The following is a 19,240-nucleotide window of genomic DNA, read 5'->3' on the forward strand; positions in this document are numbered from 1 at the left end:
TTACTGGTCACTGATTAAGACCTTTTTGGTAAACGGACATCGATAACACTGGTGTTGAAATTATAATTATCTCCTTCTAACTCGATTAAAGTGCCAATTTTTACCTTTTGACCGCCAACAACCGCACCAGTATCGGTAACTTCCGCTTGACCACTGAGAGTCATGATCATATCTTGAGAATAGTTTTCTGTGCGGGGATCGGGTAGGACTTTCACACTACCATCCGGCTGCGGAACTAAGACATTTCTCGATAAAGGTTTAACATTTTTTATATCCACTTGACCGGCCGGTTGATTACGAATAACAATATTAGTTTTCTTCTCGGTATTGAATTGATTAATCAAAGCGTTAGGATTGAGAACACTTAAACCCCGGACAATAACATCCACTTCTATGGGTTCTTTGGTCACTTGAGCGATCGTACTTTTACCACTCGTCCCCGGCACAACAAAAATACCGATAATTGTCAATAAAATTACTAAGGCCGCCCCGATATCAAGCAAGCTAAATTTACCGAATAAACGTCCTTTTGAGTCTAATAAATTCATAAGCGGTTCACTATAAAATTTTTGGGGAGAAGGGAACAGGGTGGTCACTGCGTGCGCGACGTTCGGCGACCCTCAGTCGAGCCTTTGCGGGGGGTGATGGGTAGGGTTGATTCATGAATCAACCCTACTATGAATCAACCCTAGGGTGATGGGGGATGGGGAGAAAATACAAATAATCTCCTATCTCCTGCCGACCGCCTCCTGTCTCCGTTCGGACCTCGGCGTGAGACTTCGGCGTGAGCTCAGTCGAACGCTCGGTCGAACGCTGAGCTCACGGCCGAAGCCTGACTCCTGAATCCTGCCTCCTAAGGGCTAGTAAATTCTATCATGATCAGAATCTTGGTCGCGGACAGGGAGTCTGACTTAAGATAGAAGATCGGAGTCTCACACGGAGCGATCGATAGACAATGGCGGGTAAAACTCAACTTAAGAAACAGGAAAAGCAATTATCTCCAGTGGATCTGACCCCTTCTGACGGTAACAACCTCGAAAAAGTTGCCCCCGTTAAACATTGGTCGATCGAAGATAGCGAAAATCTCTATCGTATCCAAGGCTGGGGAGAACCCTATTTCTCGATCAATGCTGCGGGAAATATCACCGTCTCGCCCCAGGGAGAAAGGGGCGGTTCTTTGGACTTATACGAGTTAGTTTCGGCGATTAAGCGGCGAAATATCGGTTTACCCCTGTTAATTCGGTTTAGCGATATTTTGGAAGATCGGATCGAGCGCCTGAACGCCTGTTTTAACCGAGCGATCGCCCGTTATAATTATGCCAACGTCTATCGCGGTGTCTATCCGATCAAGTGCAATCAACACCGTCACATCGTCGAGTCTTTAGTGCGTTTTGGTAAACCCTATCAATTTGGGTTGGAGGCTGGTTCAAAACCAGAGCTAATGATTGCTTTAGCTACCCTAGAACCTGCCTTAAACGGCAAAAATGACAAAACACAACCATTGCTAATTTGTAACGGCTATAAGGACAAAGAATACATCGAAACCGCTCTTTTGACCACTCGTCTCGGTCATCGGCCTTTGATTGTCATCGAACAATTGGAAGAATTATATTTAACCCTGCGCGTCAGTCGTCAGCTAGGAATTGCCCCACATTTGGGAGTGCGTGCGAAACTGGGGACAAAAGGGGTGGGCCGTTGGGGATGTTCCACGGGAGACCGGGCAAAATTCGGTTTAACCGTCCCGGAAATCTTAACGGTGGTGACGGAATTAGAACAAGCGGGGATGTTAGATTGTCTGCAACTGCTGCACTATCATATCGGGTCGCAAATCTCCGCTATTAGCGTCATTAAGGATGCCATTCGCGAAGCTAGTCAGATTTATGTGGAATTAGCGAAATTAGGGGCAAATATGACCTATCTCGATGTGGGGGGTGGTTTAGGGGTCGATTACGATGGCTCGAAAACTAACTTCTACGCCTCAAAAAACTACAATATGCAGAATTATGCCAATGATATCGTGGCCGAGGTCAAGGAAGCTTGTGAAGATGCCCAGATTGCACCCCCAATTCTCATTAGTGAAAGTGGCCGGGCGATCGCTTCTCATCAATCGGTGTTAATCTTTGATATCTTGGGAAGTAGCGAGGTTCCCCAAAACCCTCCCGATCCCTGCAATGGGAAAGAACACCTCATCCTCCGTAATCTCTGGGAAACCTATACGGGTATCGATGAGCGCAATTATCAGGAAGCTTATCACGATGCGGGACAGTTCAAAGAGGAGGCGATTAGTCTGTTTAATTTCGGTTATCTCAGTCTCAAGGAACGGGCGAGAGCCGAACAATTGTACTGGGCTTGTTGTCACAAAATTCTGCAAGTGGCCCGACAACAGGATTATGTTCCCGATGACTTGGAAGACTTAGAGCAAATTATGGCCTCAATTTATTATGCCAATCTCTCGGTTTTTCAGTCAGTTCCCGATAGTTGGGCGATCGATCAACTATTTCCAATTATGCCGATCCATCGTCTCGATCGAGAACCTACTCAAAGGGGAATTATCGCCGATTTAACCTGTGATAGTGACGGAAAAATTGCCCAATTTATCGATTTGCGCGGGGACGTAAAATCTGTTTTAGAATTGCATCCGTTGGAGTACAAAAACGGTAAACATTCTCCAGAACCCTATTATCTAGGAATGTTTTTGGTGGGTGCTTATCAAGAGATTATGGGCAATTTACATAATCTTTTTGGCGATACTAATGTGGTACATATTCAGATGAGTCCCAAGGGGTACGATATCGAGTATCTAGTCAAAGGAGATACGATCACGGAAGTATTAAGTTATGTGCAGTATTCTGCGGAAGATCTGTTAGAAAGAATTCGTCTTCGTTGTGAACAAGCTTTGCAGGAAAATCGCATGACTGTGGAAGAATCCCAATTACTCCTACAGGATTATGAACGCAGTTTGCGACGTTATACCTATCTAGTGGGTGGGGATTGATGATTGTTCTTGCCGATCGAGTAATCGATCGAGGATGATAGAAAATAGACAAAATAGACAAAATAAATAGGCAGTAAAGGAAAACAGTGGAAAAGGGAACGCTGGTAGAATTTCGCGTCCAAGGAGAAAGGCGCTTAGGGGTGATCGATCGCCCAGAAGGTAAAAAAGATTGGATCGTCATCGATCAGGGGGGAAACCCGCATAAACTGCGTCCCCAACGCTTCGATTACATTATCAAAGGAGGTCCATCCAACTATAGGGAGATCGGCAATTTTCTGCGAGAAGTCCAACCCTATCTAGATGCTAGTGGTTTAGAAGTGGCCTGGGAATTATTAGCCGGGGAAAATCAGTTAGTTACTCCCGAAGACATGGCCGAGATCCTCTTTTCCGATCGCAGTCCCCAGTTTTGCTATGCGGCCCATTGTCTCTTGAGTGATGATAAAGTTTATTTTAAAAATAAAGGGGATGGTTACGAGGCCCGCTCGGAAAATCAGGTAGAGGAAATCAAACACCAGCTAGAGGTGGAACAACAGCGTCAACGGGAAAAAAGCCAATTTCTCCAACGTCTCCAGCAAGCCTTGGCCGGTGAAACGGTAGAATGGTCAGAAAGCGATCGAATTCGTCTGGAATCTCTAGAAAAATTTATCCTCCAACCCGAACAAAAATATCCAGCGGCCATGGACATACTCTCCCTGCTGGGCCGTTCCCAAACCCCCGAGGCTGCTTTTGAATTGTTAGTCGATTTGAAATGGTGGAGTAGTCACGAAAACCTTTTCCTGCGACGCAGTTCCTACCCCGTTCAATTCTCGAAAAAGGTACTTGATGTGGCGCGTCTTAATTTACTCAATCCCCCTGCGGATGCGGATGTCAACAATCGTCTCGATTTAACCCACCAAAAAATTTATACCATCGACGATGAAAGTACCGAGGAAATCGATGACGGATTATCGGTAGAAATGCTCGCGGATGGTGGTCATCGTCTCTGGATCCATATTGCCGATCCTAGCCGTTTAGTGCTTCCCGATGATGAATTAGACCTAGAAGCACGTCGTCGCAGTACCAGTCTTTATCTTCCCACGGGAATGGTTCCCATGTTTCCCCTAGAGTTGGCCGCAGGTCCAATGAGTTTGATACAGGGTAAACTTTGTCCTGCCTTGAGTTTTGGGGTAATCCTCGATGAAACGGGGGCGATCGCCGATTATCGAATCCATCCTAGTACAATTAAACCTACCTATCGCCTCACCTACGAAGATGTGGACGAAATGTTACATCTGGATCTGCAGCATGAACCGGAAGTGAGGATTCTCAACCGTTGGGCCAAACAACGCCACGCATGGCGCAAATCTCAGGGATCGATTAACATCCAAATGCCAGAATCATCCATTAAGGTGAAGGATAACGACGAAATTATCATAGAATTGCAGGAGGTATCCCCATCTCGGCAATTAGTGGCGGAAATGATGATTTTAGCTGGAGAAATCGCCGGTCGCTACTGTCAGCAACACGAGATACCCGTGCCTTTCCGCGGACAACCACAACCAGAATTACCCCCCGATGAGGAGTTAATTTTACTACCCGCGGGCCCTGTGCGTTCCTGTGCCTTGCGTCGCTGTATGCCGCGCAGTGAAATGACGACAATTCCTAACCGTCATGCTAGTCTGGGATTGAATACCTATTCCCAAGTAACTTCGCCAATTCGCCGTTATACTGACCTTTTGACCCATTTTCAACTAAAAGCTCATCTACGGGGCGATCAACTGCCTTTTACCCGGGATAGAATGCAGGAAATTCTCTATAGTGTCGCTAGTTCGGCCCAAGAAGCCACCTCGGTGGAACGACAAACTAATCGTTATTGGAGTTTGGAATTTTTGCGACGACAGGGAGATCAAGTCTGGCAAGCTTTGGTTTTACGCTGGCTGCGGGAAGAGGAAAATTTAGGCTTGATTTTATTGGAGGAATTGGGGTTAGAATTACCCCATCGTTTTGAGCGTTCGGTATCTTTAGGCGATCGCTTTCAAGTACAAGTTAGTCGCTCTGATCCCCACCGCGATGAGATCCGTTTTCGCGAGCTATCGGGTTTTGTCTCCTCCCAAGCAATTTAATCTCTCGGGGAGTCAGTATTCAGGAGTCGAGAGATAGGGTGATAGGGATTTACGGGGTTTAGGGAAATTTCAGCCAAATGCTCCACTACCCCACACCCTGCCACCACCGAAAAGCTTTTTGCCGCAAACCCTAAATAAGGTTCTTCGGTTTGTGTTATGCAATGGACGGAGGTTATAAGGGATGAAACTCTTATAGAGAAAGGCATTTGGCGATTTTTATCAATTGTTTTCGATCTAGAGCGAACTAATCAATTAAATCTCTTGCCAGATAAGAATTTAGTCGATTTATGCCACCCTATCGAACTATACTAAGTAACGAAGAACCATACTTGTCAATGTAAAGTTTTATTACAGGATTCAACGTTTCTGACCCTGATGTTCTCTATTCTCTGGTTACTCATCAACCCATTGAATTCTTACAAAAAAAACAGAATCAAGATTCTCTAAGTCAGGCAAATGTTTAGATTAACTTTATTTTCTGGGAATTCAGATTGGGATGACTAATTAACGTAAGTTCGGGTTAAGCTGAAACCCTTATTCTGCCGTTGGCTGGAACCCTGATTCCCGCGTTGAGGAAGTCTCAAAATAGCCTTAACGCGAACATCAGATTAATTTAACCACGAGTTATGATCGCAAAAAAAGTGATTTTTTAATTATCGATACTTATCAAGGGATTCCAATTATCAATTCAGCCGAGTTTCTCACCCTTTTCTAAGATCACTGGAAATTTTTTAAGGTTAAAAAAGATGGTAAAAATAAACCCCTTCAAGTGACTAAATGAAGGGGCGATTGTGAGTTTTTCATTGATGATTTTTAGGAGACTTTTGTGGTTTCCTTTTCTGAGGATTTGGACGACTTGAGTTTGCGTTTGAGGGTTGAAGCTGCGCCGAGAGTGCCGAGGGCGAGGAGACTGAGAGTGGAAGTGGGTTCCACCACTTCTACAACCCCAACGCAAGAACCGGGACAGCCTGCATAGTCAGAAAAGCCTGGTGGGTTCGACCAAGTTGAGTTAAAATCTGAGCGGGCGAATACTTGATAGGGTTCTATCAAAGTTCCTTCTTGGATATTGAAAGCTATACCACCAAAAGAAAATTTACGGAATGTGTCTCCTACTGGCAAGAATGGGAAGTCCGGTGCAAATCCACCATCGGGATTGAAAAGGTTGTCTGTAGGGGAATGAGGAATCTGATCACCAGCAGCGGAAACAATCGAACCAACTGGAAGAAGTCCAACAATAGGATATGTGATGCTTTCGTCGGTGTATGTCCCCGACACCGACGTGACTCGGTAACCAGTAAAGGTATAAGCTGGGGAAGTACCAGCGAGTGGCCCCCACAGAGGGTCAGTGTAAGACGGATAACTTTCAGTTATTAGTGTATCTTCAGTGGTTAGGATTAAATCGAATGAGTCATCATCAGTTCGTAACCCATCGAACCGGAATGTAAGAGCGTGAGCGGATTCAGCAACCAAGCTAAGAACTGTAGTAACTACAGCAGTTCCAAGAGCCAAAGCCAAAGTCACATTTTTCATTTTTTTACTCCTGAGTAGTGTTTTTGTTGGTGTAAGGTTGTAGTTTTACTTTGAGGCTATTAGCCAACTTTTGTCATTTCCTTTTCTGTCGATTTGGATGGCTTTAGTTTGCGTTTGAGGGTTGAAGCTGTACCGAGAGTTCCGAAAGCAAAAAGACTCAATATGAAAGAAGGTTCGGGTACCGCAGCAGAAGCAGTACCGCTTTGAAAAATATCGAGTGCTAATCCAAACTGCCCGATTTCATCTTCTCCCAACGTACCTGCTGGAATATAAAAAGGTATTGAAAACTTACTATTATTGGGATTTAATAGAAAGTATCCTGGCAGCAAAGGATCGATATTTGTATCAAAGTCTTGTGAGGATATTGGAGAACTAATTAATGGGCTTAAAAAGGATACATTCACTTGATTTGAATCAGAGTTCAGACTTAAGTTCAGATTAAATAATTCGGGTAATCCTGGAATGTTAGTAACAGCATTTAAAGTAAATGAAGCACTAGCACTTCCATCTGGCGATGCATAAGCTGATAAACCGAATCCTGCATTAGGATCGCTTGAAGTATTCGATAGTAAATCTACAGTTAAAACTGCTTTGGTTATCTGAGTTAGAGGATCTAAAATAAAAGGATCTGTGCCAGCAGCAGCAGCACTAGCAGACCGTCCTATAAAGGCATTTGCACTACAAGCTGTTGTTGTTGCAGCACTAATTCCAAGAATACTTCCCGGTGTATTACCTACTACAATATTGCTTGATATTGAAGCTTGTGCTTCGGAGTTAGCCTTAAACACTGATGCTTTTACCAAAGGAGTAGCTATACCTGCAGTTGTGTTTGGAGGGGTAAATATTGTTCCAACAAAAGAATTTGGTTTTGCAGGATCATTACCCTTTCCTGTACCAGGAAAACTGTTACTCTGACTACTGAATGGACCACTGGCATTCGCAGAAGCTCCAACTTGACCTTTAGCAATTCTATTAATAGGAATTTGAACAATAAAATCATCACCATTCAATATTGCTAATGTAATTAATATAACGGGCTTTGTGATAATCTTTTCTAATCCAATAATTGAAACGTCGCCACAACCTTTGGCAACTGCTTCAGCTTTTGCAATTTTTATTGTGCTTAAAAGCTGTGCTGAAATTAAAATTATAAGGCTGATTTTGCTTGCAATTTTTCTTGAAAATGTCATTTGTCTTACTCCAAATTTCAATCAGGCAAAACTTTGATCCCCTCTCTTAATATCTCAGGTCAAGCAACAGCCCAACCCAACAACAAAGACGGACAACAGAACTATACACACTACCCCCCCCAATAAAGTATCAAAAACTACAATTTAATAAATCTTTATATTTCTCTCCCTAGCAGCGACTCCCAAAGGAAGGACTCTCAAGTAGTTTCCCCTGTTTTACCCCTTCTCGGGCGACCTATCCTCTTCCGTGAGGGATTGTGGAGCGGTATGTCGGATTCGGTATTATTTATAAATATCACCACGAGAACCGATCTCAGTGATAATGAAAAGCCGTTCTTCTCGATTGACTTGCATTAATACCCGATAATTACCAACTCGCAGACGATAACCTTCACGCCCTTTAAGTTTTTTGAAATCTGTCTGAGTAGGACTAACCAGCAATTGATCCAGTTCATTTAAGATACGCTCTTGGCTACGAGGCTGTAACCGTTTTAGGTAACGCTCGGCTGGTTTTAAGATGATGTAACGCCACATCCTAATTCAGCCTTTAACTTAACTAAGGATTTGCCAGGATCGCGCCCTTCTAGATACTCCTGATAGGCTTTCTCTGCCGCTTCAATTTCTTCGGGAAGCACGTCATCAGCCGTCTCAGAAGTTTCTAAATACTCTAGGAATTGCTCAATATCTACAGCACTTTGGTCGTTCATGCTACTGCCCTTACTTCCATATTGTTTTTCTGGCTTTCATTTTAAATTTTACCGCATTTATAAGTGTATCCTAAGAGTGCGATCGCATCGATTCACAGGAGAAGGAGTCTCAATTAGTTTCCCCTGTTTTACTCCTTCTCAGGCGAACTATCGTCTTCCGTGAGGGATTGTAGCGCGGTATGTCGGATTCGCCTTTGTGTTCTCCCTTGACTGCCCCTCAACGCGATCGCTAACCCAAATTAAGCACGATTATATTGCCATAAAGCCGTAGAGGTTTGGTCTCCAACCCCTTGAGGACAAGATAGGCTGCACCCGCTCATTCTGTCGGCTGGAGAGGGGAAACCCGTTACTGATTCTGCTCACAGAGAAGGACTAATTTTATTGGTGTAGAATAGAGACAATTATTGAGAGAGAAAGAAAATGAGCACTATTTCCCTTGAAATTCCTGAAGAAATCTTAATTAGTCTCAAAGAAACTCCTGAAAATCTATCAAGAGAATTAAAAATATTGGCAGCCGTTAAACTTTTTGAACTTGACAAACTATCTTCAGGACGTGCAGCCCAATTAGCCGGAATGTCACGGGTAGAATTTTTAACTATTTTGGGACGTTATCAAGTCTCCCCTTTTTCTTTAACGACTGAACAATTAGAGCAAGATATTGTCAATGCCTAATCCTCCTGATAAAGTTGTCAATGATGTTCTTCGATTAGCTGGAGAGTAAGTATGCTAAAAAAAAAGGCTCTTCGTTACTTGGTATGGTTCGATAGGGGAGCATAAATCGACTAAATCCTTATCTGGCAAGAGACTTAATTGATTAGTTCGCTCTAGACAAAAATAATTAACAAAAATCGCTAAATGCCTTTCTATACAAGGGTTACATCCTCTATAACCCCCGCTCATTGCATAACATAAACCGAAGAGCCAGATAACTAAAATTCTTTGATATAACTGAACTTCTCTAGTGCAAATGTACTAGCTATCTAAACATGGCTACAGAGGGAATCGCTTACTCTAGAGATTGATGACACTATCTGTTACAATCAGGTTAGCGATCGCTATACAGCCAACTCTATAGAATCGCTCTACTCCAGATACAGTCAACGGTAAAGCCATTTTCAAGTGAAAAATGTACCCAGTAGCCTCTTTTCAATTTTTTCTGAGAAGCTCCATAAGGGTTGTGTTGATTTTTTAGTATTTATGTATGGGTAAGTCCAGACATATCTATCATTAAATTTCGGTTTCAGCAGCTTCGCGTAAACGGCTAATTGTACTTTTCGCCTCTTTGAGTAGGTCATTCCAATCATCTGGAGGATGACCGGTCTCCAGCATTTTTCTAAAGACTCTATAAGCGTCTGTACTACTCTCATAAGCTCGTTTAGAGTTTTCATCATTGACCCAAGCGAGAAGAATTATTTTACTCTCTTGATGATATCGAAAAAACAGTCGATACTGCTGAAAAAACTTGGCTCTAAACCAGTGTTTGTAATCGTCTCCAAGCGCAGTTCCCTGTCGATACTCACTGCGAGTTGGGTCTTGAGGAATAGTATCAAAGGCTAACTTTGCTATGGCAGCTAGACGCTTTGTCGCATTTTTCCTTTTATAATCTTGAGGAAACTTGTGACGCAGCTCTTCAACCTGCGTCACAAGTTCTTCAAACTGTTCAAGGAACAGAGGATGAGCAAATATGTTCCATCCATTAATTATTAGGGGCTGATCTATAGACAACCTTATTCGTCCTCATCCACAAGTGGTGCATCAAGATCCAGATCAACGCCAGAGACCAAAGATTGAACATGACTGACTAGGTTAGAACTAATTGCCTGTATGTGTTGAGGGTTCTGTTCCATATCTTGTGCAAGAAAATTCAGAAATTTCCCAAGCACCGGATCATTTTCTTCTGCTCCGTCAGCCTTGGAAATCCATACTTTGCCGTTAGGCTGTATGTTGTAGCAGATTTTATCACGCTTATTCAAGCCAAGTGCTTTGCGAACAGAATCGGGAATTGTAGTCTGATAGCGATCGGTAAGAGTGGATTCTGGGCATGGGGCCATCGTTGCAGCCATTGCGACTTCTAAACCTGTCTGTAAAAACTAGATCTTGATGGTAATGCAACTGCATTGTCTTGTCAAGTATGGAGTGACTAGATCTACAGCCTAACGGCTCCGTTCACCTTAAATGTCGGCAGGATGCCCCTGTTACACCCATAAGGTTGTTGTAATAAACCTACACCTGTCAGCATCCCACACCCCATCACCCCACTTCCCCCCCGTTGAGTTAGCGGGTTAGGCTTCGATCTGTCAGAATACAAGTATTGAAACAACCCTTTTAAGAGGCTTCATGGTGGAAGTTAAAGTCGTCCCCCCGAAACGCAATTGGGTTCAGACGTGGTGGCAATCTCTGAATTCTTTATCTCGCTTACTGGTGATTGCTCTAGCTGCACCACTTATAGTTCTGAATGCCTGGGCATTATCGGCAATTTTTGGCTATTTTGAATCTTTATTTGTTATTTTACTGATAGCGGCGGTTCTATCTTTTCTCTTGGGTTATCCAGTGACTTGGTTGGAACGTCAGGGATTAAAACGGGGTTTAGCTGCGATCGTGGTTTCCCTGATCACGATTTTAATTTTTGTGGCCGTGGGAATCACCCTAGTTCCCTTAGTCTTCACCCAAGCGCAGCAATTTGTCAACAGATTGCCAGAATGGTTAGACTCAGGACAGCGCCAACTGATGCAACTAGATACCAAAATCGACACGATGAATCTACCGATTCCGATCAGTTTCGATGGTCTGATCGCTCAGTTTAACAGTCGTTTAGGGGCAGAATTGCAAATTCTAGCGGGAAGAAGCGTTAATTTAGCCCTTAATCTCACCGTTTTTACCGTGGTGCGGGTGCTTGATGTGCTGCTAACCATTATCCTCACCTTTTATCTACTTCTCCACAGTCCCGATATCTGGAGGAGTATTATCCAATGGTTGCCCAAACCCGTCCAACAACCCTTTTCCCTAACCCTACGCTTAAGTTTTCAGAATTACTTTGTCGGACAGGTAATTTGCGCCACCTGCATGGCCCTGGGATTAGTCACGGCCTTTTTATCGATTAAAGTCCCTTTTGGTCTCCTATTCGGCCTTTTGATTGGCACCATCGCTTTAATCCCTTTTGGGGGAACTGTCGGCATTGTCACGGTGACAGCTTTACTAGCTTTGCGCGATATTGGTTTAGCTCTACAAGTTTTAGCCGTGGCTGTAGTGGTGCAGCAAATTGTCGAAAACGGCATTGCTCCCCGGATTTTGGGCAGTGTCACGGGGTTAAATCCCTTTTGGGTGTTGGTCTCGGTCTTGACGGGGGCGCGAGTGGGCGGTTTACTGGGGGTGATTGTCGCGGTTCCCATGGCAGTAATGATCAAGGAAGCTTTGGAGGTCATCCGTCAAGTGACACCAGAGGAGACAAAATACGGGATAATTAAACCCTCTCTCCCCCTAGAATCAGAATCCTCTAGTGAGGTGGTTTCTCGCTGAAGAATGACTGACGGCATGATCTGGGGCGATCTGAGCAGTAATCTTGGCCGGGATAAATCGGCAATTTTCTCGCAGAATCTTGGTTTTTCTCCCTCGATCGAGTTATGATATCTATATTGGTAGATTAACTCCACTTGCCCTAATCGCCGTCCCTGACGGATGCCTTGCTGGTCTCTGCGGCCGGGCCTATTGGGAGATTAGCTAACCAATTATCTCTAAACTCGGATAATTTCTAAGAACAGGTCATTTTTTCTCCCGATAAATCAGCAAAAAATCGATATTTTGGTTAAATAGGCTACATTAACAGCCAGCTTTCTATCGTAAGCTCGAAGTTAAGACATAAAGTCAATATCACCCTCCGATTGCAATGAAAGAATGTTTGGATCGCTTAATATTTAAGCCCTTCAGACATTTTTTTTTGTGGATTGATACTAAATCCAGTTATTAAAAACTGATTTAGTATGACATGGACAAAAACCAACAGACCATGATCTGGAGAGATCGTCAAGAAAAGTATCAGAGTGAACTCCTGGAAAAAAATGGGTAAAATATAATTAGTAGGGAGAGTATTGCTGTTAATGTTTCGCTTTTTAACGAGACGTTAACCAAGCTCAAAAGCAAAAAATAGCAGTAATTTGCTAAAAGCTCAAGGCCGATAGCTGACTGCTCTATATGTCTCTCATATTCTTTACTTGTCGAGTTCAAAACGACCCCTTTATGGAATCAAGCAACCCGTCAGGGAAGACTTCCGAACCTCCTAGTCATAGGTGGGCCAATTTACTCGGAACCATGATCGCAATTCTGACCCTAACGTTACCCTTGTTAGCGATTGGATATAACTCCACGCCTAACTATACCGAAGAACCCCTTACCGGTAACACATCCTACTCCCTAACGAGGCAAATGAGGTGACAGAATTGAGATAGACGATTGCCAAGATAAAATTTTTTTTCTTCGTCCCGATCCCCCTTATGGGTAAAATTTGGATCGGAGTTAATCAAAGTGTGTTTTAACTTTGCTTGCGCTTTTAGGTGACTCTAAAGGCGCTATTGTCTTGTATTTGGAGAAAGCTTGTGGATTTATCGCGCATTCCTGCCCAACCGAAACCCGGTTTAATTAACGTTTTAGTGGAAATTACCGCCGGTAGTAAGAATAAATACGAGTTTGATAAGGATTTAAACGCCTTTGCTCTCGATCGCGTTCTCTATTCTTCGGTACAATATCCCTGTGATTATGGTTTTGTTCCCAATACCCTCGCCGATGACGGCGATCCTTTAGATGGTATGGTGATCATGGATCAGCCTACTTTCCCCGGCTGTGTGATTACAGCGCGTCCCATTGGTATGTTAGAAATGATCGATGGTGGTGATCGCGATGAAAAAATTCTCTGTGTTCCCGCTAAAGATCCCCGTTATGCAGAGGTAAAATCTCTCAAAGATGTCTCTCCCCATCGCTTGGACGAAATCGCCGAGTTTTTCAAAACCTATAAAAATCTAGAGAAAAAAGTCACAGAAATTCTCGGTTGGAAAGATGTGGACGCAGTAACTGCTTTAGTCGAACAGTGTATTGCTGCTTATAAGTAATCTAAGTCCAAAATCAGTTATCAGTTATCAGATTTGAGTTTTTTCACTGATTACTGTTTACTGTTCACTGTTCACTGACAATACTCCCCACACCCCAATTTATGCGAATAGAAACCTTAAAATCGGGTTTAATCGTCTCCTGTCAAGCGCCAGTGGAGTCATCTCTGCACGATCCTGTAATTATTGCCGCCATGGCTCATGCTTGTGTGGATAGGGGTGCTTGTGGGGTAAGAATTGATAGTCCCGCTCATCTGAAAGCCACCCGTCAACAATTGCCGGATATACCGATAATTGGACTCTGGAAACGCAATTATCCCGATTGTTCGGTATATATTACGCCCAAATATCAAGATGCTCTGGCCATTGCTGATGCGGGTGCCGATATAATTGCCTTAGATGCTACTCCCAGAAAGCGTCCTAATGATGAAAATTTAGCCACAATTATCGATCGTATTCATCGGGAAACTGGTAAATTAGTCATGGCAGATATAGACTCGATCGAAAGTGCTATTTATGCGGTGGCAGCCGGTGCTGATGTTGTCGGTACAACTCTTTACGGTTACACAGAAGCCACTAAACATCTGCATCCGCCGAGTTTTTCTTTCCTAGAAGAATTAGTTAATAAGTTATCAGTTCCTGTTATCTGTGAAGGAGGAATATCGACTCCAACAGAAGCCAAAAAAGCCCTAGAAGTTGGTGCATATTCGGTAGTTGTCGGCACGGCAATTACAGGTATTGATTTAAAAACTACCGCTTTTTTACAAGGAATGTTATCAAAGGATTAATGGGAGGGAAAAACCCCAAAAAGTTTAGCCGCACCACCCAAAATAGCGACAACCAAAGCGATTATTCAGTTATCAGTTATCAGTTATCAGTTATCAGATTTGAGTTTTAAGTGTGCAGTATGGATTAAGCGAGCAGTATTAAATGGCAGTTTTCTACTGTCTTTGCACCGATTACTGATCACTGATTACTGATTACTTTTAACTGGCTGTTAACTTAGTCATAACTTGGATAATATATAATCCCTATGTCAAGTTTATGTAATAAAATTTAACCTAATCAAGGTCTGAACACCAGTTTTGACTTTATTTCTGAAAATATGAGTATTTCTCGCCGTAATTTCCTCACCTTTTTAACTGCGACTGCCGGTGTCTCTTTTTTCAGTCTGCAAGAGAAAAAATATTCCTCTCTGATTAGCAGTCCTGCGATCGCTGCTAATAGTTTCGGCTTCAACTTTGCCCCAGTCAAACTGCCGATTCCCTTAAAAATTGACGGCATGAGCGATGAAAGCCAAAAAAATGCCTATCAAACCTATACAGTCCTAGATGATCTCGTTCTTCCTCAAGGATTCACATCTGATGTGCTGGCGCAGTGGGGGGATAAAGTGGGTGATTCCCGTTTCGGTTATAACAATGATTATCTATCTTTTATCGAAACCAGTCCGGGTCAAGGTTATCTAACCGTTAATTTTGAATATATCAGTGGTCGTACTTGGCTACAAACCTTTGAACAAGTGATTGGTAAAACCCTACCCGTCAAGGAAGTACGAGAAAAAACCAACGAAAAGGGTGAAATTGCCGCCTATCGTCTGCAAGATGCCAGCTTAAGGGCAAAAATCGAGGAAATCTCCCTAGAAGGCTTAATTGATCAGGGAATTGGCGTAATTTCCCTCGCTAAAGATCAAACGGGAAAATGGCAACGTACCTATAGTAACGCCGATCGCCGCATTACCGGTATTTCTGGACTAAAGGACGGTCATTACCTGAAAGCGACCGGTCCTGCTGTAGCAATTTTTACCAAAATTGATAAACTTGGCTACGATGACGGATTAGGGGCAAAAATTATCGGAACGTTTCAAAATTGCGCTGGGGGAACAACTCCTTGGGGAACCGTATTTAGTGCCGAGGAGAACTTTCAAGAACAAGTGACGGAGGTAGTGTTAAAAGATGGTTCCTCTTTGGATCCGGATACTACCCCCTTTATTCTCAATAGTGGGGAAGTGGATGGCCGGGGTAACGTCTTTGGGTTAGCGGGAAATAAATACGGTTGGATGGTGGAGGTGGATCCTGCCAATCCCGACGATTACGGCACAAAACACACTTGGTTAGGGCGTTTTCGCCATGAAGCGGTCGCTTTTCTCGCTCAAACGGGGCAACCCTTGGCGGTTTATTCAGGATGCGATCGCAGAGGCGGTCATATCTATAAATTCGTTTCCGAGGGCAAAATTAGCGATATTAAGCAGAAAAATAACTCAAAACTCCTAGAAAAAGGAATGCTCTACGGGGCGAAATTCAACCCCGATCAAACCGGTTATTGGATACCCTTAAATCCCGACACGGAGATCAATCCCGTCCTACCGAGTCAAATTGCCGCCAGTCGCGGGGATGGGGTGGTAGCTTTGCCGAATCCCGAAAGAACGGTCAATGAGACTAAATTACTGCTATTTAAGGACGATGAGGAGATTCTGGCCTACAAAGCTAAATATAAGACCCTCGCAGACCTGTATGAGGGTAATGGGACGGAAAAACAGGGAGCAATTCTCATCGATGCTCATTTTGCCGCTAACGCCGTTGGGGTCACTTGTACTGGTCGCCCGGAAGATACGGAAGTGGACGAGAATGGCACTTTATATATGACCTTTACCTCTGGTAGTCCCAGTCAAGCGGAGGGAGGAGCCGATAAGGAGATATTTAAAGGACCAAATGGCGAAATACCCTACGAATTTGGTTGGATTATCAGCTTAAGGGAAGATAATAATGATGCTGCTTCCCTAAGTTTTCGTTGGGATGTGGTCGCTTACGGAGGGGAACCGACAGAGAAAGGTGAGGGTTTTTCTAATCCCGATAACCTCGCGTTCGATAAACAGGGAAATCTCTGGATGGTTAGCGATATTTCTACGGGTGGGTTAAATCGAGAGATAAAAACTCGTTATCCCCAGGGTGTCCCGGTTAGTCAACGGGATTTATTGGGGATTTTTGGCAATAATAGCGCTTGGGTGTTTGCCAAGGGTCAAGAGCATCCCTATCCTTTTGCTATCGCTCCCATGGATGCGGAATTAACGGGATTGTACTTTACTCCCGACCAAGAGACGTTATTTTTGGCAGTACAGCATCCGGGGGAAGCGGGGGGAATTCGTCGGGATTTTGCCTTTGAAAACCGCAAATTTGCCCTTAAAACCACTAATGGGCAGGAATTTGAACAAATACGACAAGTCCCCCTAGGGTCGAATTGGCCCAGTGGTCAAGTTAATCAACCTCCCCGGCCGGCAGTGGTGGCAATTCGCCGAATCGAGTCAAAATAGCAGATGGGAGATGGGAGATGGGAGAATAAATAAAAACAATCTCCTGAATACTGACTCGGAGAATACTGACTCGGAGAATACTGACTCGGAGAATACTGACTCCTAACCCAATGGTAGATGTGGGATTTTTGCAGGAGTTCTATTTTTCGACAAAGATAAGCAAAAATTATTTATTGACGGCAAAAACTTGAGAATATTTAAATTAACATTCCGCAATATTTACAAATTCTTAAGAATTAATTGAGAAAGATTTTTATTTAACAACGATGTTATCATGGTAACAGCGATTTGATAGAATTTCATAGTGGGTTATTTTGTGCTTTTTTGAGCAGCAATAGTTGAAACCCTTGCCACACTTAGAAGGTGATCCTAATTAAGACGGTTAAATCAGTCAATTTCACCAGCAATGATGATCTTTTTTTTATGTAGTTTTATTGCAAAAAAAAAGTTTTTTTGACAAAAAGCACAAAGTATGATACTATCCAACGTATTTCTGGCTGCGAGTAATTATTGTAGAGGGGGAGAGGGGAGAAGGGAGAGGGGAGAAGGGAGAAGGGAGATATATAATTTAGCTAGAAGCTTAAGTGCAGCGAAAAATGTCAACTGAGCCAATTAGAAGCCATAAAGATGGGAAGTCCTATCAAAAAGCCTTCTCTGCAGCTAGGAAAATTTTTCAATTGTCGAAAAATTTTCCTAAAGAAGAAAAATATGCTCTAACTGACCAAATTCGACGGTCTTCTCGTTCTGTTTGTGCTAATCTAGCGGAGGCATGGCGTAAACGTAGATACCAAGCCGCATTTATTGCCAAACTCAATGATAGTGAAGGGGAGGCGGCGGAAACACAAACATGGTTAGATTTTGCCGTACAGTGCGGATATATGGACGCACAAACAGGAGAAGAATTATCAAGTCTATACGAGAAATTTTGGCTATTTTAGGGCAAATAATTAATAATTCTCAGCCATGGCTCTTAAAGCGTTAATATACAGTTTTAATCCCCTCTCCCCGCTCCCCACTCTCCTATACTTTTTAAACAGGATTTAGTATGACTAGGGACCTCTGTAGAATTTTATTGATAGAGGACGAACCGACGACTGTTAAATTAATCCAGAGATTGCTGTTAAAGGCCCCCCAATGTTCCCTGGCCGAGGGGTTGACTTTTACCCTCACCCAAGCTCAGGATCTACAGGAAACTGCCGAAAAACTGGCAGGGGAGAAATTTGATCTCATCCTCTTAAGCTTGGAAATCTCTGTCCCCCCTGGTTTAAATATCCTAGTCAAAACCAGAGAATTAGCCTCTACTATACCGATAGTGGTTCAAACTACTAGCAATGATGAGAAATTAGTCGTTAAAGCCTTTCAACTGGGTGCTGACGGTTATATTCAGTTAAATAATATCGATAGTAGTCTTTTAGTCTATCAAATTCGTGTGGCGATCGAGCGTCAGCAATATGTACTCAATCTTAAACATCAACAACAGGAAGAAGAATTTCGCGAACTGGAACAGTTAATCAAGGGAGGACAAACTAGCATCACGGCGAAAATGTTCGGTTCTGAGGCAATAAGGCAGAGTATTCCCGATATTTTTCAACAATTAGTCCAAAATTACGGAGAGTTATTAGATTTAGCTTTAGAAGAACAAGCATACAAAGTGGAACATAATCTATCGGAACGACTGCGAAGCTTGGCCGATAAGTTAGGATTCTTAAAAGCTAGTCCTCGCGATGTGGTGGATATTCATACCACCACCCTACGCCAAAAAAATCAGGATGTCACCCTGGCCAAAGCGCAGGCCTACGTTAGCGAAGGTCGTCTCATGGTCCTGGAATTGATGGGTTATCTCGTCTCTTTCTATCGTAAATACTATATCGGTCTCAGCAACATTAAACTGTTCAATAACACGCAATCATGAGTCAATATCTTCTCAAACTCTATATTATGGGCGATTCAAGTAAATCCCAGAGGGCGATCGCTAATATTTTTCGGATCTGTCGCGAGGAGTTATCCGGTCTTTATACGGTAGAAATAATTGATGTTCTCGAACAGCCGCAATTAGCGGAACAGGATAAAATTCTCGTAACTCCTACTTTAGTCAAACAACTTCCTCCACCCCTACAAAGAATTATCGGTGATATGTCCAATACCCAAAAGGTTCTCCTCGGTTTGGATGTTATTCCCAAAGACTCCCATCTCAATTAGGATTCACCTAAAAATTCTTCTGGTTAGGTTTTTCCTCGCTAATAAGTAGATAGATACCCCCCTTAATAAGGGGGGATCAAGGGGGGATCGAAGGCAAAATCTATCTTCTATTTA

17 protein-coding genes and 1 pseudogene are annotated in these 19,240 nt (G+C 43.2%); 11 read left to right on the top strand and 7 right to left on the bottom strand.

What is annotated here, in order from left to right:
- Nucleotides 1-14: 14 nt before the first annotated feature.
- Nucleotides 15-548, bottom strand: a complete 534-nt coding sequence (locus RAM70_RS06320; RefSeq protein WP_008200075.1) for a DUF4330 domain-containing protein — start codon at nt 546-548, stop codon at nt 15-17.
- A gap of 407 nt (nt 549-955) precedes the next feature.
- On the opposite strand from RAM70_RS06320, the gene speA reads away from it, so the two are divergent.
- Nucleotides 956-2,995, top strand: a complete 2,040-nt coding sequence (gene speA, locus RAM70_RS06325) for a biosynthetic arginine decarboxylase (protein ID WP_190380299.1) — start codon at nt 956-958, stop codon at nt 2,993-2,995.
- A gap of 86 nt (nt 2,996-3,081) precedes the next feature.
- The gene (locus tag RAM70_RS06330; RefSeq protein WP_312672850.1) at nt 3,082-5,097 is read left to right on the top strand and encodes a ribonuclease catalytic domain-containing protein; all 2,016 of its coding nucleotides are present in this window, start codon (nt 3,082-3,084) and stop codon (nt 5,095-5,097) included.
- Between the two features lie 813 nt (nt 5,098-5,910).
- Here RAM70_RS06330 and RAM70_RS06335 read toward each other — a convergent pair.
- From RAM70_RS06335 to RAM70_RS06350, 4 genes and pseudogenes are all read right to left on the bottom strand, one after another.
- Complete coding sequence (locus RAM70_RS06335) at nt 5,911-6,627, bottom strand: PEP-CTERM sorting domain-containing protein (RefSeq protein WP_312672851.1); 717 nt, start codon at nt 6,625-6,627, stop codon at nt 5,911-5,913.
- 59 nt (nt 6,628-6,686) lie between these two features.
- Nucleotides 6,687-6,809, bottom strand: a pseudogene (locus RAM70_RS06340) (PEP-CTERM sorting domain-containing protein); the annotation flags it as partial.
- 1,290 nt (nt 6,810-8,099) lie between these two features.
- Nucleotides 8,100-8,351 carry a type II toxin-antitoxin system RelE family toxin gene (locus RAM70_RS06345; RefSeq protein ID WP_004162546.1) on the bottom strand — a complete coding sequence of 84 codons (252 nt, stop codon included), beginning with the start codon at nt 8,349-8,351 and terminating at the stop codon, nt 8,100-8,102.
- On the bottom strand, nt 8,330-8,524 hold the full coding sequence (locus RAM70_RS06350; protein ID WP_004162545.1) for a hypothetical protein: 195 nt from the start codon (nt 8,522-8,524) through the stop codon (nt 8,330-8,332). The genes RAM70_RS06345 and RAM70_RS06350 overlap by 22 nt, the downstream gene beginning before the upstream one ends.
- 420 nt (nt 8,525-8,944) lie before the next feature.
- Between RAM70_RS06350 and RAM70_RS06355 the strand changes: the two genes are divergently transcribed.
- Nucleotides 8,945-9,196, top strand: a complete 252-nt coding sequence (locus RAM70_RS06355; protein WP_002764591.1) for a UPF0175 family protein — start codon at nt 8,945-8,947, stop codon at nt 9,194-9,196.
- A gap of 555 nt (nt 9,197-9,751) precedes the next feature.
- Here the strand turns inward: RAM70_RS06355 and RAM70_RS06360 are convergent.
- Both RAM70_RS06360 and RAM70_RS06365 read right to left on the bottom strand, forming a co-directional pair.
- Nucleotides 9,752-10,249, bottom strand: coding sequence for a type II toxin-antitoxin system YhaV family toxin (locus tag RAM70_RS06360; RefSeq protein ID WP_312672856.1), 498 nt, complete (start codon nt 10,247-10,249; stop codon nt 9,752-9,754).
- A 2-nt stretch (nt 10,250-10,251) separates the two neighbouring features.
- Nucleotides 10,252-10,587, bottom strand: a complete 336-nt coding sequence (locus tag RAM70_RS06365) for a type II toxin-antitoxin system PrlF family antitoxin (RefSeq protein ID WP_061430719.1) — start codon at nt 10,585-10,587, stop codon at nt 10,252-10,254.
- A gap of 274 nt (nt 10,588-10,861) precedes the next feature.
- On the opposite strand from RAM70_RS06365, the gene RAM70_RS06370 reads away from it, so the two are divergent.
- The 8 genes from RAM70_RS06370 (at nt 10,862) to RAM70_RS06400 (ending at nt 19,126) form a co-directional block, all read left to right on the top strand.
- Nucleotides 10,862-12,040 carry an AI-2E family transporter gene (locus RAM70_RS06370; RefSeq protein WP_045359598.1) on the top strand — a complete coding sequence of 393 codons (1,179 nt, stop codon included), beginning with the start codon at nt 10,862-10,864 and terminating at the stop codon, nt 12,038-12,040.
- Between the two features lie 717 nt (nt 12,041-12,757).
- Nucleotides 12,758-12,952 (top strand): TLTLP motif-containing protein, encoded by a 195-nt coding sequence (locus RAM70_RS23125; RefSeq protein ID WP_012267246.1) that lies wholly within the window; start codon nt 12,758-12,760, stop codon nt 12,950-12,952.
- Nucleotides 12,953-13,113: 161 nt separating this feature from the next.
- Nucleotides 13,114-13,623 (top strand): inorganic diphosphatase, encoded by a 510-nt coding sequence (locus RAM70_RS06375; protein WP_002732961.1) that lies wholly within the window; start codon nt 13,114-13,116, stop codon nt 13,621-13,623.
- Nucleotides 13,624-13,724: 101 nt separating this feature from the next.
- Complete coding sequence (locus tag RAM70_RS06380) at nt 13,725-14,408, top strand: N-acetylmannosamine-6-phosphate 2-epimerase (protein ID WP_312672863.1); 684 nt, start codon at nt 13,725-13,727, stop codon at nt 14,406-14,408.
- A gap of 317 nt (nt 14,409-14,725) precedes the next feature.
- Nucleotides 14,726-16,927 (top strand): PhoX family protein, encoded by a 2,202-nt coding sequence (locus RAM70_RS06385; RefSeq protein ID WP_312672865.1) that lies wholly within the window; start codon nt 14,726-14,728, stop codon nt 16,925-16,927.
- 677 nt (nt 16,928-17,604) lie between these two features.
- Nucleotides 17,605-17,865: a four helix bundle protein gene (locus RAM70_RS06390; RefSeq protein WP_425311599.1), complete on the top strand. Its 261-nt coding sequence runs from the start codon at nt 17,605-17,607 to the stop codon at nt 17,863-17,865.
- A 107-nt stretch (nt 17,866-17,972) separates the two neighbouring features.
- On the top strand, nt 17,973-18,839 hold the full coding sequence (locus RAM70_RS06395) for a response regulator (RefSeq protein ID WP_045359605.1): 867 nt from the start codon (nt 17,973-17,975) through the stop codon (nt 18,837-18,839).
- Nucleotides 18,836-19,126: a circadian clock KaiB family protein gene (locus tag RAM70_RS06400; RefSeq protein WP_002772019.1), complete on the top strand. Its 291-nt coding sequence runs from the start codon at nt 18,836-18,838 to the stop codon at nt 19,124-19,126. Before RAM70_RS06395 ends, RAM70_RS06400 begins: the two co-directional genes overlap by 4 nt.
- The last annotated feature ends 114 nt before the right edge of the window (nt 19,127-19,240 follow it).

This window comes from Microcystis wesenbergii NRERC-220 (assembly GCF_032027425.1).
GTDB lineage: Bacteria > Cyanobacteriota > Cyanobacteriia > Cyanobacteriales > Microcystaceae > Microcystis > Microcystis wesenbergii_A.